21 protein-coding genes and 3 pseudogenes are annotated in these 23,384 nt (G+C 70.8%); 10 read left to right on the forward strand and 14 right to left on the reverse strand.

The annotated features are described in order from the left end of the window. Positions 1-39 precede the first annotated feature (39 nt). Together grpE and dnaK are read right to left on the reverse strand one after the other, a co-directional pair. Complete coding sequence (gene grpE / locus DY245_RS09535; RefSeq protein ID WP_128505553.1) at positions 40-768, reverse strand: nucleotide exchange factor GrpE; 729 nt, start codon at positions 766-768, stop codon at positions 40-42. Beyond that, positions 768-2,657, reverse strand: coding sequence for a molecular chaperone DnaK (gene dnaK, locus DY245_RS09540; RefSeq protein WP_128505555.1), 1,890 nt, complete (start codon positions 2,655-2,657; stop codon positions 768-770). Before dnaK ends, grpE begins: the two co-directional genes overlap by 1 nt. Positions 2,658-2,985: 328 nt before the next feature. On the opposite strand from dnaK, the gene DY245_RS09545 reads away from it, so the two are divergent. Beyond that, positions 2,986-4,254, forward strand: coding sequence for an APC family permease (locus tag DY245_RS09545; RefSeq protein ID WP_128505557.1), 1,269 nt, complete (start codon positions 2,986-2,988; stop codon positions 4,252-4,254). 62 nt (positions 4,255-4,316) lie between these two features. On the opposite strand, the gene DY245_RS09550 is transcribed toward DY245_RS09545, so the two are convergent. Further along, a complete protein-coding gene (locus DY245_RS09550; RefSeq protein ID WP_181923595.1) occupies positions 4,317-5,192 on the reverse strand; it encodes a DMT family transporter in 876 nt (291 codons plus the stop codon). A 39-nt stretch (positions 5,193-5,231) separates the two neighbouring features. Between DY245_RS09550 and DY245_RS09555 the strand changes: the two genes are divergently transcribed. Further along, positions 5,232-5,744, forward strand: coding sequence for a MarR family winged helix-turn-helix transcriptional regulator (locus DY245_RS09555; protein ID WP_128505559.1), 513 nt, complete (start codon positions 5,232-5,234; stop codon positions 5,742-5,744). Between the two features lie 84 nt (positions 5,745-5,828). On the opposite strand, the gene DY245_RS09560 is transcribed toward DY245_RS09555, so the two are convergent. Both DY245_RS09560 and DY245_RS09565 read right to left on the reverse strand, forming a co-directional pair. Then, positions 5,829-6,980: a glycosyltransferase family 4 protein gene (locus tag DY245_RS09560; RefSeq protein WP_128505561.1), complete on the reverse strand. Its 1,152-nt coding sequence runs from the start codon at positions 6,978-6,980 to the stop codon at positions 5,829-5,831. A gap of 271 nt (positions 6,981-7,251) precedes the next feature. Next, a pseudogene (locus DY245_RS09565) lies at positions 7,252-7,416 on the reverse strand (ATP-binding cassette domain-containing protein); the annotation flags it as partial. A 132-nt stretch (positions 7,417-7,548) separates the two neighbouring features. On the opposite strand from DY245_RS09565, the gene DY245_RS09570 reads away from it, so the two are divergent. Further along, positions 7,549-8,781: a sensor histidine kinase gene (locus DY245_RS09570; RefSeq protein WP_128505563.1), complete on the forward strand. Its 1,233-nt coding sequence runs from the start codon at positions 7,549-7,551 to the stop codon at positions 8,779-8,781. Next, positions 8,778-9,434, forward strand: coding sequence for a response regulator (locus DY245_RS09575; protein WP_128505565.1), 657 nt, complete (start codon positions 8,778-8,780; stop codon positions 9,432-9,434). The genes DY245_RS09570 and DY245_RS09575 overlap by 4 nt, the downstream gene beginning before the upstream one ends. A 90-nt stretch (positions 9,435-9,524) precedes the next feature. Here DY245_RS09575 and DY245_RS09580 read toward each other — a convergent pair whose 3' ends face one another. Together DY245_RS09580 and DY245_RS09585 are read right to left on the reverse strand one after the other, a co-directional pair. Continuing rightward, positions 9,525-10,634, reverse strand: coding sequence for a PP2C family protein-serine/threonine phosphatase (locus DY245_RS09580; protein ID WP_128505567.1), 1,110 nt, complete (start codon positions 10,632-10,634; stop codon positions 9,525-9,527). Between the two features lie 127 nt (positions 10,635-10,761). Beyond that, the gene (locus tag DY245_RS09585; RefSeq protein WP_128505569.1) at positions 10,762-12,030 is read right to left on the reverse strand and encodes an ATP-binding protein; all 1,269 of its coding nucleotides are present in this window, start codon (positions 12,028-12,030) and stop codon (positions 10,762-10,764) included. 105 nt (positions 12,031-12,135) lie between these two features. Here DY245_RS09585 and DY245_RS46075 point away from each other — a divergent pair. Continuing rightward, positions 12,136-12,423: pseudogene (locus DY245_RS46075) on the forward strand (ATP-binding protein); the annotation flags it as partial. Here DY245_RS46075 and DY245_RS48645 read toward each other — a convergent pair. Genes DY245_RS48645 through DY245_RS09610 form a run of 4 tightly spaced genes read right to left on the reverse strand, consistent with a single transcriptional unit; the run spans position 12,334 to position 15,782 of the window. Beyond that, complete coding sequence (locus DY245_RS48645) at positions 12,334-13,392, reverse strand: PucR family transcriptional regulator (RefSeq protein WP_483409812.1); 1,059 nt, start codon at positions 13,390-13,392, stop codon at positions 12,334-12,336. The pseudogene DY245_RS46075 and the gene DY245_RS48645 sit on opposite strands and share 90 nt — an antisense overlap. Beyond that, the gene (locus DY245_RS09600) at positions 13,307-14,695 is read right to left on the reverse strand and encodes a vWA domain-containing protein (RefSeq protein ID WP_128505573.1); all 1,389 of its coding nucleotides are present in this window, start codon (positions 14,693-14,695) and stop codon (positions 13,307-13,309) included. The genes DY245_RS48645 and DY245_RS09600 overlap by 86 nt, the downstream gene beginning before the upstream one ends. Then, positions 14,692-15,561 carry an AAA family ATPase gene (locus tag DY245_RS09605; protein ID WP_128505576.1) on the reverse strand — a complete coding sequence of 290 codons (870 nt, stop codon included), beginning with the start codon at positions 15,559-15,561 and terminating at the stop codon, positions 14,692-14,694. The genes DY245_RS09600 and DY245_RS09605 overlap by 4 nt, the downstream gene beginning before the upstream one ends. Then, the gene (locus DY245_RS09610; RefSeq protein ID WP_128505579.1) at positions 15,558-15,782 is read right to left on the reverse strand and encodes a hypothetical protein; all 225 of its coding nucleotides are present in this window, start codon (positions 15,780-15,782) and stop codon (positions 15,558-15,560) included. Before DY245_RS09610 ends, DY245_RS09605 begins: the two co-directional genes overlap by 4 nt. A 25-nt stretch (positions 15,783-15,807) precedes the next feature. Here DY245_RS09610 and DY245_RS09615 point away from each other — a divergent pair, with 25 nt between their 5' ends. The 4 genes and pseudogenes from DY245_RS09615 (at position 15,808) to DY245_RS09625 (ending at position 18,090) form a co-directional block, all read left to right on the forward strand. After that, positions 15,808-16,305 carry a winged helix-turn-helix transcriptional regulator gene (locus DY245_RS09615; protein WP_128505581.1) on the forward strand — a complete coding sequence of 166 codons (498 nt, stop codon included), beginning with the start codon at positions 15,808-15,810 and terminating at the stop codon, positions 16,303-16,305. Between the two features lie 136 nt (positions 16,306-16,441). Then, a partial coding sequence (locus DY245_RS46080) for an SRPBCC family protein (protein WP_244942943.1) occupies positions 16,442-16,684 on the forward strand: 243 nt, incomplete at its 3' end. A gap of 1 nt (position 16,685) precedes the next feature. Beyond that, positions 16,686-17,035 (forward strand): annotated as a pseudogene (locus DY245_RS46085) (SRPBCC family protein); the annotation flags it as partial. Then, complete coding sequence (locus tag DY245_RS09625) at positions 17,035-18,090, forward strand: LLM class flavin-dependent oxidoreductase (RefSeq protein WP_128505585.1); 1,056 nt, start codon at positions 17,035-17,037, stop codon at positions 18,088-18,090. The pseudogene DY245_RS46085 and the gene DY245_RS09625, both read left to right, overlap by 1 nt. A 92-nt stretch (positions 18,091-18,182) precedes the next feature. Here DY245_RS09625 and DY245_RS09630 read toward each other — a convergent pair whose 3' ends face one another. Then, positions 18,183-19,874 carry a LuxR family transcriptional regulator gene (locus DY245_RS09630; protein ID WP_128505587.1) on the reverse strand — a complete coding sequence of 564 codons (1,692 nt, stop codon included), beginning with the start codon at positions 19,872-19,874 and terminating at the stop codon, positions 18,183-18,185. Positions 19,875-20,137: 263 nt separating this feature from the next. Here DY245_RS09630 and DY245_RS09635 point away from each other — a divergent pair, with 263 nt between their 5' ends. After that, positions 20,138-20,821, forward strand: coding sequence for an esterase/lipase family protein (locus DY245_RS09635; RefSeq protein WP_128505590.1), 684 nt, complete (start codon positions 20,138-20,140; stop codon positions 20,819-20,821). A 99-nt stretch (positions 20,822-20,920) separates the two neighbouring features. Here the strand turns inward: DY245_RS09635 and DY245_RS09640 are convergent, their stop codons facing one another. Both DY245_RS09640 and DY245_RS09645 read right to left on the reverse strand, forming a co-directional pair. After that, the gene (locus DY245_RS09640; RefSeq protein WP_128505592.1) at positions 20,921-22,027 is read right to left on the reverse strand and encodes a hypothetical protein; all 1,107 of its coding nucleotides are present in this window, start codon (positions 22,025-22,027) and stop codon (positions 20,921-20,923) included. Positions 22,028-22,147: 120 nt separating this feature from the next. After that, a complete protein-coding gene (locus DY245_RS09645) occupies positions 22,148-23,257 on the reverse strand; it encodes an FAD-dependent monooxygenase (RefSeq protein ID WP_128505595.1) in 1,110 nt (369 codons plus the stop codon). Between the last annotated feature and the right edge of the window lie 127 nt (positions 23,258-23,384).

Below are 23,384 nucleotides of genomic sequence, written 5' to 3' on the forward strand. Positions count from 1 at the left end.
TGCCGACCGCATACAGCGTTACGGCGCGGGCGCCACCCGTCAGGAGTCGCGCGGCCCGGCCCACCGTGACGTCGCCGATGTCGCCGATGTCTTCTTCGTCGTCACCGTTGTCAACGCCGTCACCGTCGTCGTGCACTCGGCGTCCGCGGCCTCCATGGGACCGTCGTCGGGCGGTCCGGCGACCGCCACCTCGGCGGGGCGCAGAAGATGGTTGCCGACCCGGTAGCCCGGACGCAGGATCGCGGCGCACGTGGTGCGATCGACCTCGTCGGTGGGGGTGTACAGGACGGCTTCGTGCACCACCGGGTCGAAGGGGTCGCCGGCCGTGCCGAAGGACTGCAGGCCCAGCCCCGCCAGTTCGCTGTCCAGAGCCTGGGCGACGCGGCCGAAGCCGCCGGTCACCTCCCCCTGCTCGGTGGCCTCGGCGAGGGCGTCGAGCACGGGCAGCAACCGGCCGAGCACGTTGGACACGGCGATCTCGCCGAGCGCCAGGCGGTCGCGGTGCACCCGCTTGCGGTAGTTGTCGTACTCGGCCTTCAGCCGTTGCAGGTCGGCCGTGCGTTCCCGGAGTTCGGCGCGGAGCCCCGCCTCCGGGGCTGCCGGCTGAGCGGCCGCCGGGTCGTGGCCGGGCGGCGTACCCCTGTCCTGATCGGTCCCTTCCTCTCCCCGGGCGCCATGGGGCGGAAGCGGGGACGGGGGGTCACCCGGCTCGTGCCCGACGAGTACCAGCGGCGGACGGCGGCCAGGGTCGTCTGTCGGGCGGTTCATCATGCGCCTCCCTCCCGCTTGTCGTCATCGACGATCTCCGCGTCGACGACGTCGTCCTGACCACCGGTGGCCGCGCCCGAACTGCCCTCGCCGCTGCCTTCGGTGTCCGTAGGCGTGGCCTGGGACTGCGCCTGGGCGTACATCGCCTGGCCCAGCTTCTGGGAGACGGTCGCGAGCTTCTCGGTGGCGGCGCGGATCTCGGCAGTGTTGTCTCCATCGGCGGACTCGACCTTGAGCTTCTCCTTGAGCTCGCCGACGGCGGTCTCCACCTCGGTCTTCAGGTCGGCCGGGACCTTGTTCTCGTTGTCCTTGAGGAATTTCTCGGTCTGGTAGACGAGCTGTTCGCCCTGGTTGCGGGCCTCGGCGGCCTCACGCTTGCGGCGGTCCTCCTCGGCGTGCCGCTCGGCCTCGCGCATCATGCGGTCGATGTCGTCCTTGGGCAGTGCGGAGCCGCCGGTGACGGTCATCCGCTGTTCCCTGCCCGTGCCGAGATCCTTCGCGGTGACGTGCATGATGCCGTTGGCGTCGATGTCGAAGGAGACCTCGATCTGCGGAAGACCGCGCGGAGCCGGCGGCAGACCGGTCAGCTCGAACATCCCGAGCTTCTTGTTGTACGCCGCGATCTCGCGCTCGCCCTGGTAGACCTGGATCTGCACGGACGGCTGGTTGTCCTCGGCCGTCGTGAAGATCTCGGAGCGCTTGGTCGGGATGGTCGTATTGCGCTCGATGAGCTTGGTCATGATGCCGCCCTTGGTCTCGATACCGAGGGACAGCGGCGTGACGTCCAGGAGCAGTACGTCCTTGACCTCGCCCTTGAGGACACCGGCCTGCAACGTCGCGCCGATGGCGACGACCTCGTCCGGGTTGACGCCCTTGTGCGGGTCCTTGCCGGTCAGCTCCTTGACCAGATCGGTCACCGCGGGCATCCGGGTCGAGCCACCGACCAGGATCACATGGTTGATGTCGGAGAGCTTGATCTTCGCGTCCTTGACCGCGTTGTGGAACGGCGCCTTGCACCGGTCCAGCAGGTCCGACGTCAGCTGCTGGAACTGCGAGCGGGTGAGCTTCTCGTCCAGGTGCAGCGGGCCCTCGGCGGAGGCCGTGATGTACGGCAGATTGATCGTGGTCTCGGTCGCGGCCGACAGCTCGATCTTCGCCTTCTCCGCGGCCTCACGCAGCCGCTGGGTAGCCATCTTGTCCTTGGCCAGATCGACGCCGTACCCGTTTTTGAACTGCTGGGTCAGGTGGTCGACGATCCGCTGGTCCCAGTCGTCGCCGCCCAGGTGGGTATCGCCGTTGGTGGCCTTCACCTCGACCAGGCCCTCGCCGATCTCCAGCAGCGAGACGTCGAAGGTGCCGCCGCCGAGGTCGAAGACCAGGATGGTCTGGTCGTTCTCCTTGTCCAGGCCGTAGGCGAGCGCCGCGGCGGTCGGCTCGTTGATGATCCGCAGGACGTTCAGGCCCGCGATCTCGCCGGCTTCCTTGGTCGCGGTGCGCTGGGAGTCGTTGAAGTACGCCGGAACGGTGATGACGGCGTCCGTGACGTCCTCGCCCAGGTAGGCCTCGGCCTCGCGCTTGAGCTTCTGCAGCACCCGCGCGGAGATCTCCTGCGCGGTGTACCGCTTGCCGTCGATGTCACCGCTGTCCGGGAAGCGCCACTCCGCCTCGCCCATGTGGCGTTTGACCGAGCGCGCCGTACGTTCGATGTTGGTCACGGCCTGCCGCTTGGCGACCTCACCGACCAGCACATCACCGTTCTTGGCGAACCCGACCACCGACGGGGTGGTCCGAGCCCCCTCACTATTGGTGATGACCGTGGGCTCACCGCCCTCCAGCACGCTGACCACCGAGTTCGTCGTACCGAGGTCAATCCCCACTGCACGTGCCATGGTCCTCTCCTCACGTCGAGGCTCGCTCCCGGAGCGATGGCCGGCACGGAGTGCTTGGGCGGTTCCCTCGGACCCGCACCTCACAGGGTGCTCTCACCTGCCGGTATGGAGCGCAAGCCGTCTCCACCCTCTGCATAAGACGAGCCGACGCGCGTGTCAAGTTGCCCCGATTCAAACCGAATGGCCCGCATATGCCACCTCTGTCGGCGCAACCGAGGAGTAGACGCCGGCCCCGTGTGCCGACACCTGCTTCCTCCCTGTCCCGACACCTGCTTCCTATACGGTGCGCCTCGATGGCTACCGGTGCATCGGCTGGAGGGTGTGCGAGATGGGTGCAGCAGCGTCGGCCCCCGCGGGCGAGGGCGTGCTGAAGCGGCGGCTGGGCACCACCGATGCCGTGGTGATCGGGCTGGGGTCGATGATCGGGGCGGGCATCTTTGCCGCCTTCGCGCCTGCCGCCGAGGCGGCCGGGACCGCTCTGCTCCTCGGCCTGGCGGTCGCCGCGCTGGTGGCGTACTGCAATGCGACCTCCTCGGCGCGCCTCGCCGCCCGCTACCCCGCCTCGGGCGGGACGTACGTCTACGGGCGCGAACGGCTCGGAGAGTTCTGGGGCTACCTCGCCGGCTGGGCTTTCGTGGTCGGCAAGACCGCCTCCTGCGCGGCGATGGCCCTGACCGTCGGCCTCTATGTGTGGCCGGGCCAGGCGCATGCGGTCGCGGTCGCTGCCGTCGTGGCCCTGACCGCGGTCAACTACGTGGGCGTGCAGAAATCCGCCTGGCTCACGAGGGCGATCGTCGCCGTCGTCCTGGCCGTCCTCGCCGCGGTCGTCACCGTCTGCCTGACGAGCGGCACGGCCCAGGCCACCCGTCTGGGCATCGGCACCGATGGCACCGTCCGTGGGGTGCTGCAGGCGGCCGGTCTGCTGTTCTTCGCCTTCGCCGGCTACGCCCGCATCGCCACCCTCGGCGAGGAGGTCCGCGACCCCGCCCGCACCATCCCCCGCGCCATCCCCCTCGCCCTGGGCATCGCGCTGGCCGTGTACGTGGCCGTGGCGCTCGCCGTCCTGACCGTCCTCGGTCCCGGCCGGCTCGCCGACGCCACGGCGCCCCTCACCGACGCGGTACGTGCGGCCGGCTTCCCCGCCCTGACCCCCGTGGTGCGCGTCGGCGCGGCCGTCGCCGCCCTCGGTTCCCTGCTCGCGCTGATCCTCGGCGTCTCGCGCACCACCCTGGCCATGGCCCGCGACAGGCACCTGCCCCACGCCCTGGCCGCCGTCCACCCCCGCTTCGGCGTCCCGTACCGGGCCGAACTCGCCGTCGGAGTCGTCGTCGCCCTCGCCGCCGCCACCGGGGATCTCCGCGGCGCGATCGGCTTCTCCTCCTTCGGCGTGCTGGCCTACTACGCCATCGCCAACGCCGCCGCGTTCACGCTGACCACCGCCGAAGGCCGGCCGCCGCGCGCCCTCCCGGTCGTCGGCCTGGCCGGCTGCCTGCTTCTGGCCTTCGCCCTGCCCGCATCCTCGGTGCTCGCCGGGGCCGCCGTGCTGGTGCTGGGCGCAGCGGCTTACGGCCTCCGGAAGGCCATAGGCCGCAGCTGACACCGGGCCGCGCTCCCACTCAGTCAGCGGCCGCCCTGTCTCCACCTCTGCCCGGCAGACCTCTACCGCGTAGCCGGCGCACATCTCACTCTCCTGGCGACCGGTTGGCCGAGGAGGATTCCGGTCAAGACGAGGGCCAGTCCGCACAGTTGGCGGAAGGTCAGCGATTCCCCGGCGATCATCGTGCCGAGAAGTACGCCGGTCACCGGGTTCAGCAGCCCGACCAGGCCGACCGTCGCGGCGGGCAGGTGCCGCAGGCCCGCGAACCAGACGACAAAGGCGAGCGCCGTCGCCACCACGGTGACATAGCCGAATCCGAGAACGGCCGGTATGCCGAGGGCCGGTGGCGCTCCCTCCATGACGACGGCGAGAGGGAGCAGCACAAGACCGCCCGCAATAAGTTGCCAGGACGTCGAGGCGAGCACATTGACCTCGCGACTCCATCGCTTGGCGAGGATGTACCCCCAGGACGACATGACCATGGCGGCGACCGAGGCAAGTACGCCGAGCGGGTCGATCGAGGTCGCCCCGGCGAGCAGCATGAGGCAGACACCACCGACGCCGAGGCCGGCGCCGATCAGATGCGGCAGTTGTGGGCGTTCGGCGACCAGCGCCCAGGCGATCAGCATCATGACCAGCGGCGAGTTCGCCATGATGGTCGAGGCCAGGCTCGTCGGGAGCAGTTGCGCCGCGAGATAGACCAGGGCGAAGAACGCGCCCATGTTGAGGACGCCGAGGACCAGGGACTTCCACCACCACGACCCGTGAGGCCGTTCCCGGCACAGCGCGAGGAGCAGAACTCCGGCCGGCAGAGCCCTGATCACCGCCCCGTACAGCGGATGCCCGGCGGGCAGAAATTCGTGGGTCACGTAGTAGTTCGTCCCCCAGGCCACAGGCGCGACCGCCGTGATCAGCGTCCACCGCAAAGTATCTTCCATGGAAGATATTATGCCTTCCATGGAAGCTATAGTGAAGTCATGCAGCAGCCGCCCCTTGATCACGTCGCCCGGATCCAAGCCGAGTGGGCCCGCGAACGGCCAGATCTCGATGTGAGCCCCCAGGGCGTGATCGGGCGACTCCATCGCCTCGCCGGGCTCCTCACCGAGCAGCTCTGCCTCGTCTACCGGCGATACGGCTTGAGCGAGGGCGAGTTCGACGTCCTCGCCGCCCTGCGACGTGCGGGCGAACCGTTCGAACGGGCCCCCGGCGAACTCGCGGCGCGCACCATGGTCACCACCGGCGCGATGACCAAGCGGATCGACCGCCTCGAACGTGATGGCCTGGTCACCCGCCGCCGTTCGGCCAGCGACGGCCGAGGGCGGGTGGTCGCCCTCACCCAGGCAGGACAAGACCTGTTCGACCAGGCATTCACCGAGCACATGCACAACGAACGCCGCCTTCTCGACGCCATGTCCCCGGACGAGGCGGCACACCTGGAGGCACTCCTCACCTCTTGGCTCGCCCACGTCGAGCCGCCGCGCACCACATGAGCGCCGCGCCGCCCTCCCGCCGCCTTCGGTGAGCGGCTGAACGCGACGGCCGTCAGTGCGGCAGGCGGTGCCCTCGTGCGCGGCTCACCCGTCCTGGGGCAGAGACGTCGCGATGTGCTCGGGTGACAGGAGCTGTGTCAGATGGCGCGCCGAGGTGTCCCAGGACCATTCCTGCTGGACCCACTGGCGGCCCGCGGCGCCCATGGCGGCGCGCTCGGGGTCGAGCAGCAGGCGCGTCAGGGCCGCGGCGATCGCCGCCGGGTCCGTTCCGTCCACCACCCGGCCGGTACGGCCTTCGAGGACGGTGTCGGGGGCGCCGCCGGAATCGCCGACGAGGACGGGCAGACCGCTCGCGGCAGCTTCGAGGAAGACGATGCCGAGGCCCTCGGCCTCCAGACCGCCCTTACGGGTGCGGCACGGCATGGCGAAGACGTCCGCGGCGGCGTAGTACGGCGGTGTTTCGGCGTGTGAGGTGCCGCCCGTGAAGCGGATCGAGCCAGGGGCGTGGCGCTGCGCCAGTTTGCGGAGCCGGGCCTCGTGCGGGCCTTGGCCGACTATCAGCAAGGCCGCCTCGGGGACGGTGCGTTGGACCAGTGGCAGGGCCCGGATCAGCATGTCCTGGCCCTTGCGTGGCACCAGCCGGGCGACGCAGAGGATCACCTTCTTGCCGTGCAGGCCGAGTTCGGTGCGCAGGGTGCGGGAGGCGTTGGTGTCGGGCCGGTATACGTCGGTGTCGACGCCGGGGACCAGGCGGCTCATCCGTGCGCGGGGGCCGAGGGCGGGTTCGATCCGGTGGCGTGTGTAGTGGCCGAGGTAGGTGACGACATCGACGCCGTCGCCGATGCGCCGCATGAGGCGGCGGGCGCCCGGCGTTCTGGCCCACCAGATCTCGTGGCCGTGGGTGGTGGCGACGATGCGTCGGATGCCGCTGCGGCGCAGGGCCGGCGCCATCAGGGCGAGCGGTGCCGCGGCCCCGAACCAGACCCGGTCGCAGCCGTGGGCCTTGGCGATGTCGATGGCTCTCCTGGTGGTCCGGGCGGTGGGGAGCAGCATGCGGCCGGTGTCCCGGATGACGGGGAACGGGAGCGTCGCGTCGAAGGCGGTGTCGCCCGGCTCGTGCGAGGTGTGGACGACGACATCGTCGGGCGGCATGCGGGTGGCCATGGCGTGCACGAAGGTCTCGATACCGCCCTGCCGGGGCGGGAAGTCGTTGGTGATGATGAGGGTGGTGGGCATGAGCGTGTGTCAGTTTCCTTGCATCCGGGGCTGGTTATGGCTGTGGCTTGAGTTCTTGCTTGAGTTCTGGCTTGCGTTCCGGTTGGGCGTGAGTGGGCGCTCATAGGTCGCGGCGGTGCACGACGACCAAGGCGAGGAGGACCGCGATCAGTGGCCAGAGGGCGAACACCAGCCACGAACCGGTGACCGTTGCCGGGTGCGCCATGAACGCCTCTTCCAGGGAGGCGGTGCGGGCGTGCGTACGGTCACGCCCAGGCGGGTGCCGCGGGCGGCTGGTCGGCGCGTTCAGCCCGAGGATCATCCGCAGTGTGGTGCTCTTGCCCGCCCCGTTGGGGCCGAGGAAACCGGTGACATGCCCGGGGTGCACGGTGAACGTCAGGCCGTTGACAGCGGTGATCCGGCCGTACGTCTTGGTGAGTTCGTTGACTTCGATCACCCGGCCAACGGTGCCGCGGCACACCCTCGTAGGTCGTCGGACCACCGTCGACAATCCGCGGGGCAGATGTCGACCCTGGGTGTACAACCACGGTCCGATGTCCGGCGGAGATCACCTGGCTACCATCGGCGCATGCACGCCACGCCGACTCTCCCCCTGCTCAAACGTGTGCCACCGGGCGTCTGGACCGCCCTGGCGTGGTGCGCGGCCACGGCGTACGCATGCGTCGTGCTGATCCGACTGCCCGGTGAGGAGAGCCTCCTCCCACCGCACGGTCTGTACTGGCCGCCCATGAACGCAATGTGGCTGGTCATGGGCACCGTCATGGCCATGACCGGCAGCCTGCTGCTGCGCCGTCGGGCGCTGTCGGCCATGGCCATGCTGCTGGCCGGCTCCGTCGCCGGGGCGATGGCGCTGAATTCGATGGAGATCAATTTCCTGCAGTTTCTCGCGGTCGATGTGGCCCTGTGCTTCATCGCGACCACGCGGTCGCGCCGGGCCTCGATCACCGCCGCCGCCATGGCTCTTGGCGTTCTGATCACCTACGCGACGACACGGCTGCTGCTCCACTTCGCGATCGGCACCTCGACGGAGCTGGCCGTGGGCCTGACGGCCGTCGTCGCCTGGTTCATCGGCCACTCGATGCGCCAGTCCCGTGAGTACGCGGAGAAGTTGGGCGCCCAGGCCGCCGCGCAGGCCGTCACCACCGAACGGCTCCGGATCGCGCGCGAGCTGCACGACATGGTCGCGCACAGCATCGGCATCATCGCCTTGCAGGCCGGTGCGGCGAGCCGGGTCATCGACACCCAGCCCGCGCGGGCACGTACCGCACTGCGCGAGGTCGAGACCGCCGGCCGGGAGACCCTGTCGGGGCTGCGCCGGATGCTCGGTGCGCTCCGCCAGACCGAACCGGGGCAGGCACCCGAGGCGGCGTCGCTCCGGCCGATGCCGGGCCTGGGGGACATCGACCAGCTGGCCGCGGCGACGACGGCCGCCGGTGTCCGTGTCGACGTACGGTGGCAGGGGGAGCGCCGTCAACTCCCGCCGGAGATCGACCTGTCGGCGTTCCGCATCATCCAGGAGTCGGTCACCAACGTGGTGCGCCACGCCGGCACCCGCTCCTGCCAGGTGTCCATCGACTGCCGGGACGAGGAGCTGTGCATCGAGGTCGTCGACGACGGCCGGGGCCGCGGCAGCACCGCGGGCACCGGGCACGGTCGCGGCAACGCCCCGGCCGGCGGCTACGGCCTCGTCGGCATGCGCGAACGGGTCGGCCTGCTGCACGGCGAGTTCACCGCCGCACCACGTCCCGAAGGCGGCTTCCGTGTGACGGCCAGCCTCCCGCTGCCGGCAGGAGTGCGATGACGGTCCGCGTCGTCCTCGCCGACGACCACACCCTGGTTCGTACCGCCCTGCAGATGGTCATCACGGACACCCCCGACCTCGATGTCGTCGGGGAGGCCGGGACCGGCGCAGAGGCGGTCCAGCTGGCCGAAGAACTCCAGCCCGATGTGGTGGTGATGGACATCCGCATGCCCGGCATGGACGGCATCGAGGCCACCCGGCTGATCACGGCGGGCCCCGGCCGAGCGTCCGTCGTCGTCCTGACCACCTTCGACGATGACGACTACGTCTACGGCGCACTGCGCGCCGGTGCGTCCGGATTCCTCGTCAAGGACATGGCGCTGGACGACATCCTCGCCGCGGTCCGTGTCGTCGCCTCCGGAGACGCCCTGATCGCACCCAGCGTCACCCGCCGGCTGATCGCGGAGTTCGCCGACCGCCCCGCGTCCACCCCGCGCCGCCGGGTGGTCGACGGCATCACCGAGCGGGAGAACGAGGTACTCACCCTTGTCGGGCGCGGCATGTCCAACTCCGAGATCGCGGCGGACCTGTACATCACGGTGGCCACCGTGAAGACCTATGTGACGCGCCTGCTCGCCAAGCTCGACGCCCGCGACCGGGTGCAGCTCGTCATCATCGCCTACGAGAGGGGCCTGGTGGCACCGGCCGGGTGAGCGGCACACCGGGCCGAGGACCCTCGCCGCCCGGCACAGCGGCACGACCCACCCGGTCGGCCGGGAAGTGCCGCTTGCCGACACGGCAGTTCAGGAGGGTTTCGCAATGGCGATCATGGCCGCGTCGTCGCCCAGGTTTCCGCCGGCGTGCCGGAGCAGGTCGTCGTGGAGGCGCTGGACCAGGGACTGAGGGTCGGACGTGTCGCAGGCGGTGACCCGGTCGGCCAGTGGGTAGAAGGTGCCGTCGCGGCCCCGGGCCTCGATGACACCGTCGGTGTAGAGCAACAGGAGATCGCCGGGCTCGAACGCGAAGGTCTCGACCTTGTAATCGCGCTCCGAGGGAGTGGTGAGGCCGAGGGGGAGTGCGGGCTCGCCGGCCTCCACGGGCCGGACCGTGTCGTCACGCAGCAGCAGCGGCGGAGGATGCCCGCAGTTCACCATGTCGATGAACGGGCCGTCGTCGTGGATGTCCAGCACCAGCGCGGTGACGAACGACTCCTCGGCTTCCGGGTTGTCGTCCGCGGCGAGGTGCATCTTGTTCCAGTAGGCGGCGTTTCCCAGGTGCGCCACGATGGCGGGCAGCACAAGATTGCGGTAGGCGGAGCCCTGGAAGGCCCCGAGCAGCACCGCGGCCTCCCCGATGGCATTCAGACCCCGGCCGCGGACGTCGCCGATCACCAGGCGGGACGCGCCCGGGGCGGGCACCGCCGCGTACAGGTCACCGCCGATCTGGGCCTCGGCCTCGGCCGCGATGTACACGGACGCGATCCGCAGGTTTCCGATCCGGTCCGGCAGCGGGCGCACCAGCACCTGCTGTGCCGCGGAGGCCACCGACCGTACCTGGTCGAGCTGCCGCTCGTGGCGGTCGCGGGCATAGCGGAAGATCGTCACCAGTACGGAGATCAAGAGGAGGGCGGCGATCTGTGCCAGGTGGTTCGCCGTCATCAGACCGCCGTGCAGATGACCGATGACGACCTGGGCCGCCACGGCCAGGGCCCCGATGGCGCCGGTGACACCGGCGCCGGCGAACGAAGCGGTGATCGCGGGGGCCGCGACCAGGAACGGGCCCAGATGAATGGTCGTCGGGGTGTTGATGTCGATCACCGTGATCGCCACGATGATCGCGAGCGGGACGGCGATCAACCCGCAGCTCGGCCGCCATGACCTGCCGAGACGGGGAAGACTGTGCCGGACGCGCATATCTCCTGCTTACACCCGCGACGCCCCGCGCGCCCCGCAGGCGGCGATCATGCGACGCGGCGCTTCAGCGGATGAGCCGTGGCCGACCGGTCGTACGGCTGAGCATCGTCGAGTGGCGCCACCGGGGTCAGGTGCGCCCGAACCGGCTGGTCTGGTCAAGGAATTCCAGCGCCATCTCCGTGGTCACCGTGGGGCGGGTGCGGCGGATGGTCTGCAGATAGTCGCCGGTGGCCGGGCGTGCGCGGTTCCCGGAATCCAGTGTGCGCTCGAAGACGGACTGGGCGACCGTACGGGCCGCCTGCGCGATATCGGCGGGGGTGAACCCCTCACTGGCCTCCGCGAGGGCCTCGGTGTCGGCCTCGGCCCCCGCTCTGGCCAGGTAGCTCTTCCACAGCGCTCCGCGGGCTTCGGTGTCCGGCGGCCCGACCGGCAGCACATAGTCGAACCGGCCGTGGCGCAGGAACGCCGGGTCCAGAGTGGCCACATTGTTGGTGGCGCAGATCAGCAGCCTGCCGTCGCGGTCACGGAACCGCACGATCGACTTCAGGAGTTCGTTGACGACACCGGCGGCCACCGGATCGGCGCCGCTGCGCACCCCCGCGACCTCCTCGACCTCGTCGATGAAGACCAGTACGTGTTCGAGCTGGGCGAGCTGGTCGAAGCGCCGGCTCAACCCGGTCGCCAGCCCGTCCTCCAGCGCGAGCCGGGAAGGGAAGAGCTCCACGAAGGGCCAGCCCAGGCGACTGGCCACCGCTTTGGCGAAGGTGCTCTTCCCGGTACCCGGTGGGCCGAAGAGGACGACTGCCTGCGGGGGTTCGACACCGTGCTCGGCCGCGAGCTCGGGGTGGGCGAGCGGCAGGACGAGGCGGCGTTCGATCAGCCGCTTCTCCTCGGCCATCCCCGCGAGCCTCGTCCACAGCCCCGCCGGCGGCACCACCCCGCCCAAGGAGGCCAAGAGGGAGGCGTCGTGGACGGTGACCGCCGTGGTCTTCTCGAAGTAGGTGAGTCCCGGGTGGGGACGGAAGCCTGCGTGGTGCAGCGCGGCGGAACCGGGCTCGCCCTCGGGCACCACCGCGGCCAGAGTGGTCGCTCCGGCCTCGTGCAGACGGTGCTCCAGAGCGGACAGCATGGCGCGGCCCATTCCCTGGGCCTGCCAGGCGGGCTGCATGCTGATCCGCAGGATCCAGGCCCGGTCGCCCTCCACGCGGCCCACCGCGGCACCCACGAGACGGCCATCGGCAACGGCGACGACGGCGGGGTGGGGGGCCTGCAAAGCCGCGACGACGTCCGAGAGGCGGAAGACTCCGGGTTCATCGCCGGCCGCGACCTCGGCATCGAGCCGGACGATCGCTTCGAGATCGTCCGGAGCGAAGTCCCGCACGTGCCAGCCGGCCATGCGTATCTCCCGTCGGGCGCTGCGTGCTGCTTCCATGATGAGCCCTGCGCCCTGGTGACGCACGGTCGCGCGGCCCCCACCCGCCAGGGGGAGCCGGGCGTCGGCCACCGCCGCTCCCGCGCTGCCGGGGGCGCCGGGTTGGGCCTCGCCGTCGTGGAGGCGGTGGTCACCGCACACGGAGGCACGGTCGCCGTGACGAGCAGCCCGGGCCGCACCGCGTTCGCGGTGACCTTTGCGATGCGCTCCTTCGTCGAGCGCCGTCCCGCGGAGTTCCGGGGGCGCTGGGCCGGCGCCACCGTCGTCTCACGGTGCCAGGTCGGGGAGCACGGGAAGTACCCGGAGCGCCTGGAGTGCGGCGCCGAAGTCCGCGACGGTGCGCGGGTCCTGGAGTGAGCGGCCGGTCAGCTCCTCGACCCTGCGTAAGCGGTAGCGGACCGTGTTGGCGTGGCAGTACAGACGCCGGCCGGTCTCGGCGGCGGATCCGGCCGCGGCGAACCAGCGCTCCAGCGTCTCGATCAGCCTCGCCCGCTCCTCCTGCGGCGGATCCAGCACCTTGCCCCGGACGGCCCGGGCCACCCGGGCGGCCTCCGCGGGGGCAGCGGCGACGAGCGTCGCCAACGGGTTGTCGTCGAAGCGGGCGAGGCCCGGCCTGCCCGCCGGCAGACCCGCCAGTGCCAGCCGTGCGTAGTGCAGCGCCTGGGGGGTGTCGCGCAGCGAGTCGTACGGCGGGCTGACCCCCACACGTGCCCCACACTCCCCGAGAACCTCCAGCGCGGCCGCCGCCTCGCGGTAGGCCGTGGCCATGGCGTCCGAATAGTCGCCGACCTGTCGCCACATCGCGGACGACAGCGCCACCAGAGTGTCGCTGGAGACATGGTGGGGGTCCCGCGCTTCGGCGACCAACTCGGCCCAGAGGAACTCGAATCCGATCCGGAAGGCGTGCAACGTGTCGGAGAGCGGGACGTCTTGAAGCGCCCGCGCCCGGCCGGTCTGCCGCGCGGTGACCAGGTCGACCGGTGCCCCCTGCCCGCGAGATGCAGCAGGGGCAACTCGACATTGCCGGCGCAGGAATCCCGCAGCGAATCGAGGGGCACCAGCGCCTCGTCGCGAGAGGACTCCACCTCGTCCCGGATCCGCTGGGCCAGGCGTTCGCCCAGCTCGGGCACGCGGAGCAGAAGAGCGGATGCGACGGGGATGATCTCCTCGCGCGGCGCCCGTCGGTGCATTCGCGGGTGCATTCGCGCAGCTGACCGGCCCGCAGTTCTGATTCGGCCGGTCAGATCGGCAGCAGGCGTCCGATGAGGGCGCCGAGCTGCTGGGCATTGCGGCACTCGTGCATCGTGACGAGTGCGGCGTAGGCATCGGCGGCAGAGTCGCCGGTGCCCCACTGCGAGCGCGGCTCGGGGTTCAACCAGTAGACCCGGCGGGCCCGTTCGGTGATCTGCCGCAGCGCCGCCAGGTTCGGGTCGCTCATGTTCGTACGGGCGTCACCGAGGACGAAGACGGAGGTGCGCGGGCCCAGTGCGTCGAGGTACCGCTCCGCGAACTCACCGAGGGCGGCGCCGTAGTCGCTGCGCTCGTGCCATCCCGTCACCGCGGCCTCCGTCAGAATGCGGCCGCCCAGCCCCTCCGGGTCGGCCACCCCGCGCTCCATCAGGCCGGTCACCTCGTCGACGCGGTTGACCAGCGCGAACACCCGCACCTTGCTGAACTGGTCGTGCAGCGCCTGGACGAGCAGCATGGTGAAGTTCGCAAAACCCGCCACCGAACCGGAGACATCACAGAGCAGCACGAGCTCGGGCCGGGCCGGACGGCGCCGGCGGAGGACCGGCCGCATCGGCACACCGCCCGTCGAAAGGGAGCCGCGTACGGTCCTGCGCAGATCGATCCGGCCCCGTGCCGCGCGCCGGCGCCGTGCGGCCAGGCGGGTGGCCAGTTTGCGGGCGAGTGGCTGAACCGTCCTGCGGAGTTCGGCGAGTTGGGTGCGTCCGGCGAGGAGGAAGTCGACCCGGTCGGCGGTCGGTGCGACGGCGCGGCGTGCGATGTGGTCCCTACCGCGTCGCTCGGCGACCCGGCGGCGTGCTTCGCCGCGCACCTGCTCGCGGAAGCCTTCGATACGCCGCCGGATCTCGTCCGCCGCCAGCCGGTCGGTGAATGCGGGCCCCTCGGCGCCGGTGCGGAGGGCGGCGAGGACGCGCGCCAACAGGGTCTCCGGGCGCAGCCGGTCGAGCGTCTGGTGCGCCGACCAGCCGTCGGAGGCCGGCGACGAGCCGTATCCGCCCAGGCCCTGCACCGCCTCGCCCGCCAACTGGCCGAGCAGCGCCCGGTCGTTGGCGGCGAGCGCGGCCGCCAGCCGTTCGCGCAGCGCGGCCAGGTCGACGCGCTGTCCGGCTCCGGGCGGGTGGTGGTCTCCGTCCGGTGCTCCCATGCCGCGCGGAAAGTACAGGTCGAAGACCGCGTCGAAGGTGGTCCGTTGCCCTTCGCTGTGGAGCAGCGCGGCCGCCAGGCCCTCCCGTACGTGCTCCCGGTCGGCCAGGCCGAGCGCCTCCAGCGCGTGCGCCGCGTCCACGGTCTCCCCGGTGCCGATCCGGATGCCGTGTGTGCGCAGTGCCTGTACGAGTCCGGTCAGCCGCTCGGGGACACCGGCCGCGGCCGGCGCGTTCACACCGCTTCCAGGTCGAGCTTGGCCGCCGCCTTGAGTATGTCGTCCTGATGCTTGAGAACCACCCCGAGACTGTCGCGCACCACGCTCTCGTCGAGGGTGTCGGCGCCCAGCGCAAGCAGCGTACGGGCCCAGTCGAGGGTCTCCGCGACCGACGGCACCTTTCGCAGATCCATCGCGCGCAGCGCGCCCACCACCCGCACCACGGACTCGGCCAGCGCCGCGTCGAGCCCCGGCACCTTCAGCCGTACGATGCGGCGCTCCAACTCCTCCTCGGGGAAGCCGATGTGGAGGAACAGGCAGCGGCGGCGCAGCGCCTCGGACAGCTCTCGGCTCGCATTCGAGGTGAGCACCACGAAGGGGCGTCGTGTCGCGGCGATGGTGCCCAGCTCCGGCACGGTGACCTGGAAGTCGCTCAGCACCTCAAGCAGCAGCCCCTCCACCTCGACGTCCGCCTTGTCGGTCTCGTCGATCAGCAGCACCTTCGGATCGCTGCCGCGGATGGCCGTCAGCAGCGGACGCGGGAGCAGGAACTCCTCGCCGAAGATGTCCGTCCGCGTCGCGTCCCAGCTCTCGTCGCGGCCCGCGGTGATGCGCAGCAGCTGCTTGGCGTGGTTCCACTCGTAGAGCGCGCGGGACTCGTCCACGCCTTCGTAGCACTGCAACCGGACCAGGCGCGCACCCGCGACCTCCGCGACCGCCTTGGCCAGCTCGGTCTTGCCGACTCCGGCAGGGCCTTCGATCAGCAGGGGCTTGCCCAGCCGGTCGGCCAGGAAGACGGTGGTGGCGACCGCGGGCGACGCCAGATATCCGGTCTCGGCGAGGCGCGCGGAGACATCGTCGACGGATGTGAAGTACCCGGTCGTCATGCGGCGTTCTCCTGGTTCGGTCGCCGATACGTCGGCGGCTTGGGCTCCTTGGGCAGGCCGAGCAGCAGTTCGCCGACGATACCGCGCCGGATCTGCGACGATCCGGCGTGGCCGGAAGGTCGCCGCCCGGCTCGCAGGAGCGGCGGCCGGACGCGGTGGCTGCCCCAGGCGTCCCCGGCGCCGCGTGAGCCCGTCGGCCGCCTCCAACTGCTGGGTCTCATCTTGAGACCCTCGTATGCTGGCGATATGAGGCGGACATCCTTTGCCAACTGGCCCTGCTCCATCGCCCGCACCATGGACCTGCTCGGCGACTGGTGGACGCCGCTGGTCCTGCGGGAGGCGTTCTACGGGATCAAGCGGTTCGACGCCTTCCAGCAGGAGCTCGGCGTTGCGCGCAACACCCTGGCCGACCGGCTGCGGCGCCTGGTGGACGAGGGGCTGATGGAGAAGCGCGCCTACCAGCAGGAGCCGGTGCGCTACGACTACGTCCTCACGGAGAAGGGGCGCGACTTCTTCGGTGTGCTCGCGGCCATGAACACCTGGGGAAACCGCTGGCTGGCCGGTGAGGCAGGGGCGCCGGTCGTTTTCCACCACGACCGCTGCGGCCACGAGAGCCATGCCGAGGTCGTGTGCGCCGACTGCAAGCAGCCGATGACGGCCGACGACACCCACCCGCGGCTCGGCCCCGGGTATCCGCCGCGGCTCGCCGAGCGGCCCGATGTGCAGGAGCGCTTCCAGCGCTGAACCTGTGGGGCCGACACTTCGGTGATCACCTCTTGACGGGTGAGTGCCTCTTGACGAGTGAGTCTATCTACGAAACTCTCGTGGTCAGGGCCCATTCCGGTGCGGTCCTCCAGCGATCACGGAGAGGCGGCCGACGATGGAGTGGACGGGCATCCGCTACGCGGACAAGCCGACGGTCGAGGTACGGAGGCACATCGCGGCGTCACCGGAGCGGGTGTGGGAGCTGGTTTCCGACATCGCGCTGATGCCCACGCTGAGCGCGGAGCTGGAGTCGGTGGAGTGGCTGGACGGCGCGACATCGCCCGCGCTCGGCGCGCGGTTCCTCGGGCGGAGCACGCACCAGGCGCTGGGGGAGTGGGAGAGCACGTCGTACGTCGTCNCGCGGTTCCTCGGGCGGAGCACGCACCAGGCGCTGGGGGAGTGGGAGAGCACGTCGTACGTCGTCGAGTACGACCCGCCACGGGTGTTCGCCTGGGCCGTGGCGGACCCCGGCCGGCCCAGCGCGATCTGGCGGTTCAGCCTGGAGGCGCGGGACGACGGCGGCACCGTGCTGACCCAGTGGATGCAGATCGGGCCCGGCCGCTCGGGGCTGTCCTTCGCGATCGACCGGATGCCGGAGAAGGAACAGAAGATCGTCTTTGTGCGGATGCGGGAGTTCGAGCAGAGCATCACCGCCACGCTCGACGCGATCAGGAAACTGGCCGAGGGCACGGAAGGGACGGCGGCGTGATGCGTACGTCGACGACGGTCGAGGCGTCCGGCGGCAACTGGCGCGAAACGGTCGACTTCGTGACCGAGGCCGAGAAGCTCGGCATGGACATCTGCTGGGTGGCCGAGGCCTGGGGCTCCGAAGCCCCTTCCCCGCTGGGCTACTTGGCCGCGCGGACCGAGCGGATGCTGCTCGGTTCCGGGATCATCCAGCTCGCGACCCGGACGCCGGCCGCCATCGCCCGGGCCGCGATCACCCTCGCGAACATCTCCGAGGGACGCTTTCTGCTCGGCCTCGGCCCGTCGGGGCCGCAGGTGATCGAGGGGCTGCACGGAGTCCCGTTCGCCCGGCCGCTGTCACGGATGCGGGAGACCGTGGAGATCGTGCGCCAGGCGGCGGTGGGGGAGCGGATCTCGTACACGGGACGGGAGTTCACCCTCCCGCTGCCCGGCAGCGAGGCGAAGCCCATGCGCCTGTCGATGCGCGCCGAACACGACCTGCCCATCTACCTGGCCACCCTGTCGCCGAAGATGCTGCGGCTGACCGGCGAGATCGCGGACGGCTGGCTGGGCACGAGCTTTGTGCCGGAGGGCGCCAAGGAGGCGTACTTCGACCACCTGGACGCGGGGCTCGCCGCGGCCGGCCGCAACCGGTCCGGCCTCGACATCTGCCAGGGCGCCGAAGTGGCCTTCGCGGACGACGAGGACGCGCTGCGCACGATGGTCGCCGGCCGCAAGAAGGAACTCGCCTTCAGCCTCGGCGGGATGGGCTCCGCCACCACCAACTTCTACAACAACGCTTACAGCCGCCAGGGTTGGGCGGAGACCGCCGCCGAGGTACGCGAGCGCTGGCAGTCCGGCGACCGTGACGGAGCCGCGGCCCTGGTCACCGACGACATGGTCCTTGCCACCACTCTCATCGGCACCGAGGACATGGTCCGCGCACGGCTGCGGGTCTGGCGCGCCGCCGGGGTCGACACGGTCCGTTTCTATCCGGCGGGTGACACGCTGGAGGCACGCCTCACGACTCTCGGCCGGGCACTGGATCTCGTACGGGAGGTGGAGCGCACGGCGTAGCGTACGCGGATGGCCGGGACGCGCCGCCCGTCGGCCGACGCCGGGCACCCTCACCCGTCACCCGTCACCCGTCACCCGTCACCCGTCACCCGTCACCCGCCGCCCAGCGCCGTGCTCTCGCCCCCCGACGCCAGCGCATGCACCAGCTCGACCCGGGAGCGAATGCCGAGCGCCGCGAACACATTGCGCAGATGATGGTCGACCGTCCGGTGGCTGAGGGCCAGCAGGGTGGCGACCTCGCGGTTGGTGCGCCCTTCGGCGACATGGCGTGCCACCCGGAGCTGCTGCGCCGTGAGGCGGGTCAGCGGCCGCGGACGGGTGCCGGGCTCGGCCTGGCCGGCCGCCCGTAACTCCTCCCGGGCCCGCTCTGCCCACACCTCGGCACCGCACGATTCGAAGAGCAGCCTGCTGCCCCGTAGGTGCACGCGCGCCTCACCCGGCCTGCGGTGGCGCCGCAGATACATGCCGTACGACAGCTTGATACGGGCCGGCGCGAAGCCGGAGCCCGTCCGCTCCGCGCTGGCGAGTGCCCGGTGGAAGTACGCGTCAGCGGTTCCGCGGTCGGCGAGCAAGGCCTGGCAGTGCAGGGTCAGAGCCTTCATCTGCCGGTCGCCGCTCGTCCTGGCCCAGCCCTCCAGGGTGCGCAAGGCTGCCCGCGCCTGGTGAAGGTCTCTCTCCCGAGCCGGTGCCGGCGCATCCGGACAGGCCAGGGCCACGGCTTCGACAAAGCTGGGGATCACGCGCAGGTGCCAAGCGAAGTGCCGCAGCCCCGAGCCGCCCCGGACGAGGGGGCGGAGCCGTTCGACGGCCTCCCGTGGCCGGTTGTGCGCGAGATCGAGCAGGCCGAGACTCCATGTGGCCATCAGGGCCGGAACCATGAGGCCGTGCGCCTGCGCGGTGGCCAGCGCCGCCCGCACGTGGCTGCGGCAGTCGGCCGTGTCTCCGCGCATCGCAGCCGTCATCGCGAGGGTGCTCCGCAGCTGAGCCGCGGAGTTGTGGTGACCGTGGGCGATCGCGATCGGCAGGCCGCGCCGCGCATGGGAGGCGGCGCGCGGATAGCGGTCGGCGGCGAGTTCGACGAGTGCGAGGTGGCCGAGGACTGCGGGGAGCGCCGCCGGGTGCGGCTCGACGTGGGCCAGTGCGCGGGTCGAGAGGTCCCGCGCATCCGTCAGCTCGCCGAGCGCCAGTGCGGCGCGGGACGCGTGGAGGAGCGCGTCCGGACCGTCGTCGCCGGCGGCGGGGCGCGAGGCAGCGCGGAGCAGTGCGACGGACAGCGGGCCATCGCCCTCCAGTGCCGCCGCGAGGCCGCGGTGATAGTCGCGCACAGGTCCGGGCGCCGCGGCGCGGGTGCCGAGGCGCTGCGCCGTCGCGAGATATCCGGTACGGTCGCCGGCCGTCCAACTGGCGTCGGCGGCCCATGCGAGAGCGGTCACCTCATCGTCCGCCCGGCCCGCTCCGTGCAGCATCGTGGCGGCCAGCAACAGCGCTTCGCGCGCATCGGGCGCTCCACCCCCGCGCAGTGCATGCATCCCGCGGGTCAGCTCCGCCTCTCCGTGGCGGGTGGCGCCGGATCGCAGCTCGGATGCCTGCGCGAGCAGGGCCGTGGCCCGTCGCGAAGATCCCGCGAGCTGCGCGTGGCGTGCCGCCGAGGCGAGTCGCTCGGCGTGCATCGGCGGCTCCGTGTAAGCGGCGGCCCGGGTGAGGGCGAGGGAGCACCGGAGATGCAGCCGCCGCCAGTGCGCGGACTTGACCGTGCGGGGGAGTAAGGCTCGGTAGGCGCGCACGTCGCTCCTCCTGGTTCCGACGCCGATCGTCGAGTGCGGGATGAAAAGAAAGTTACTAGTAAGTAAATCCCCTGACGAGGAGGGAAGTTGTCCCGCCCACGAGGGCGGCACCGCGGAAAACACCTCTCGACGCGGCGAAACCCGCTGGCCCCGGGCGACCTCGCCGTCCGTCCCGTCCCCGATCACCCCGGTGATTTCACCGATGCGCACTGCATCCGAACGGCCGCATGCTCACCGCAATCCACACCCGCCCGGAGGACCGCATGCGAAGAATCATCAGTGCGCTGGCCGTCACGGCCGCCGCGGCCGCCACGTTGGCGGCGGTATCGACCGGCACCGCCGAAGCCGCTCCCCCGCACACCCCCGTGGTGTTCGTGCACGGCTACCTCAATACCGGCGTGGTCTGGGCGCCGGCGCGTGCCGCGTTCCAGGACGCCGGATACAAGAGCAGTGAACTCTTCACGTACTCCTACGACTTCAACGCCTCGAACAAGGTGAGCGCGCGGGGCCTCGCCGCCTTCGTCGAGAAGGTGAAGGCCGACACCGGCTCGGACAAGGTCGACATCGTGAACCACTCCATGGGCGGCATGGTGTCGCTGTGGTACGTCAAGGAGCTGGGCGGGGCGTCGAGCGTCGCGCGCATCGCCTCGCTGGCGGGTGCCCATCACGGCACGTACACCGCCGGGCTCTGCAGCATCGCCTTCGCGTCGTGCAAGGAGATGACGCCCGGCTCCGACTTCCTCAACACCCTCACATCCGGCGACGAGACGCCCGGACCGGTGGAGTACCGCACCTGGTACTCACCCTGCGACGGCGTGATCAACCCGTATACGAGCACCAAGCTCCAGGGCGCCACCAACACCCTGCTGCCGTGCGAGCCCCACTTCGGCTATCTGGCCGACAGCCGGCTGCTGTCCCAGGTCGCGGCCTTCACCGCGGAGTCCTGAGCCCCGGCCGGATCCCCTGGCCGGTCCACCGGAGGTCGCCTTCCGCGGACCGGCCAGGGGGAGACCGTCGACGCTCGCGCTCTCACCACAGGGCCTTGGTTACGGCTTGCCGTCGCCGGCGGGCTTGCGGGTGACGGGGTTCGGTCCACCGACGGCGTTCAGCACGGCTTGCCCCTGATTGTCGACGAACTTGGTGAACAGCTGCTGGGCATAGCCGAAGATGATGGCCCAGGCGATGATCTGGGCCGATGAATCGAGCGCGCTGAGGCCGGGGATGAAGCCACCGCGCATCAGCAGCAGCCCAAGTACGGCCGTCAGCGCCCCGGTCGGCAGTTTCAGGAGCGCCAGGACCACCGGTACGTCGTACGGCAGCGACGTTCCCCTGATCCGTCGCAGCGTCGCCGCGGCCGCGATGGCGGCGGACACGACACCGATGAGCTCGATGACGAGGTAGTCCTGGCCTTCCGCGACACCCGCGATCTGCTGGGTGTCCGGCGGGTGCGCGAACTTCGCGCTCCCCGTCGGGCAGACGACCTGGAACCCGCCGTTCGACGGGGCGAAGCACAGCGGCACCATGTGCGGCCATTTGATGCCGGCCAGCGCGACAACGACCGCGGTGATCAGCAGGCCCAGGTTGACCGCCGTGACGATCCGTACGAAGCTGCGGACGCGCAGCGTCTCCTTCTGGCGGAGGCGACGGGCAAGGCTGAACGTCTCGGCAAGAACGGCGCGCTGTCTGAGGTCGAGCGTGCCCGCTTTGCGGACCTCGCGAGCGATCTCCGTGACTTCGATCCGCTGGGGGTCGCTGGGAGCGAATTGCTGTTCGACAAGAGTCAGCAGGCCGGGGAGCAGCCCCTTCACCTCATCGAGCGGGGACAACCACACCATGAGGTTCAGCGCGGCATCGAGATGCGCCTGCGCGGAGCCCAGGTGTGCCGCGCGCCTCATGGCGGGGTGGCTGTCGTGCGCGAGCGTGTTCTTGGCCGCTTGCAGCTCTTTCTCGGCCTGCGCTCGGAAGGCCTCGGCCTCCGCGGCCCGCATCGGATCCGCCGCCGCCCGCTTCGCCGTGGCGGCGAGAACGGCCTCCAGTTCGCTGATCCGCGCGCGAATCGCCTCTTTCTGCTCCCACGGCCCCTGCTCGGAACGCGCGGCCCACCACTTCTTCTGCCGCGCCGGTTCCTGCCCTTGTGACTGGTCACCCGCCATATGCCCGACTATGGAGCGGTCACGCCGTCCCGCCCTCCCCGACACGCTCTGAGCCCCCGGATGGGCTCTGCCCCACGGGAGCCCAGGCTGATCGCGCGTCATGCGCCATATGCGCCATGGTCAGCCGTCGAGCGAGAGGGCGTTCTTGGCCCGCGTCACGGATTCCTCGGAGGCCGGACCGCCGGGGTTCTCGGTGGCGAGTGCCTGGTTGAGCGCGACGAACGGGCGCATGCGGGTCTCGTAGTGGGCGAACGCGGCGCGGTGGTCGCCGCCCGCCCGGCCGAGTGCGTCGGCCAGTACATGGGCGCCGACCAGAGCCAGGCTGGTCCCCTGCCCGGACAGTGCGGACGCGCAGTACGCGGCGTCCCCGAGCAGCACCGCCCGGCCGTGCGACCAGTGCTCCATCCGGATCTGGGCCATCGCGTCGCAGAAGAAGTCGGGCGCCTCCCATGCCGCCTTCGCCAGCCTCGGCGCCTCCCAGCGCAGGGAGGCGAGCCGGTCGGCGACGGTCTGCCGGAGCCACTCGGGGTCGCGGTGGTCGCCGTCGAGCGGTTCGGACCGGAAGCCGAAGGCGATCCTCAGCTCGGTGTTGTCGCGTACGGGCATGATGCCGAAGCCGGCGTCGCCGTCCCTGAGCCAGACCTGCCAGTTGTCCAGGTCCAGGAAGTTGTCCGCGCTGAAGACCGACAGGTACGTGCCCAGGTGGTGGGAGAACGTCTCCTCCGGGCCGAAGGCCAGACGCCGGACGGTCGAGTGCAGTCCGTCGGCCCCCACCACCAGGTCGAAGGTGCGGGACGCCCCGTGTGCGAAGTCCACGCGTGCTTGGTGCTCGTCCTGTTCGAGCGCCGTGATGCTGTCCCGGAAGAGGTACTCCACGTCGTCGCGGGTGTGCTCGTGCAGCAGCCGCACCAGATCCTCGCGCAGCAGCTCGATGTCGTCGCTGTCGAGCCGGCCGCTGCTGAAGGTCGCCTCGGTGGAACGCTCGATCTCCGTGCCGTCGGCGTCGAGCAGCGACATCCCGCGCATCCGGGTACGGACCTGCCGCGCCTGGTCGAGCAGGCCCATCCGGGCGACGACATCGAGTGCGACACCGCGGATGTCGATCGCCTGGCCACCCTGGCGCAGCCCGGGGGCGCGCTCGATGACGGTGGGCGCGAAGCCGCGACGGTGCAGCAGGCAAGCGAGTGCGGACCCGGCGATTCCGCCGCCGGAGATGAGTACGGTCTGCATGGTGAAGCCCCTTTCGAACGCTGTACACGCTGAATGTACGACGTACGCGCAGGCCTGCCAACTGCCCTTTGCCTGGGGCCTGTACTAGGTCAGGAGCCTTGCCGGCGGCATCGATGCTGGTAGGTTC

The organism is Streptomyces inhibens, assembly GCF_003389455.1.
Taxonomy (GTDB): Bacteria; Actinomycetota; Actinomycetes; order Streptomycetales; family Streptomycetaceae; genus Streptomyces; species Streptomyces inhibens.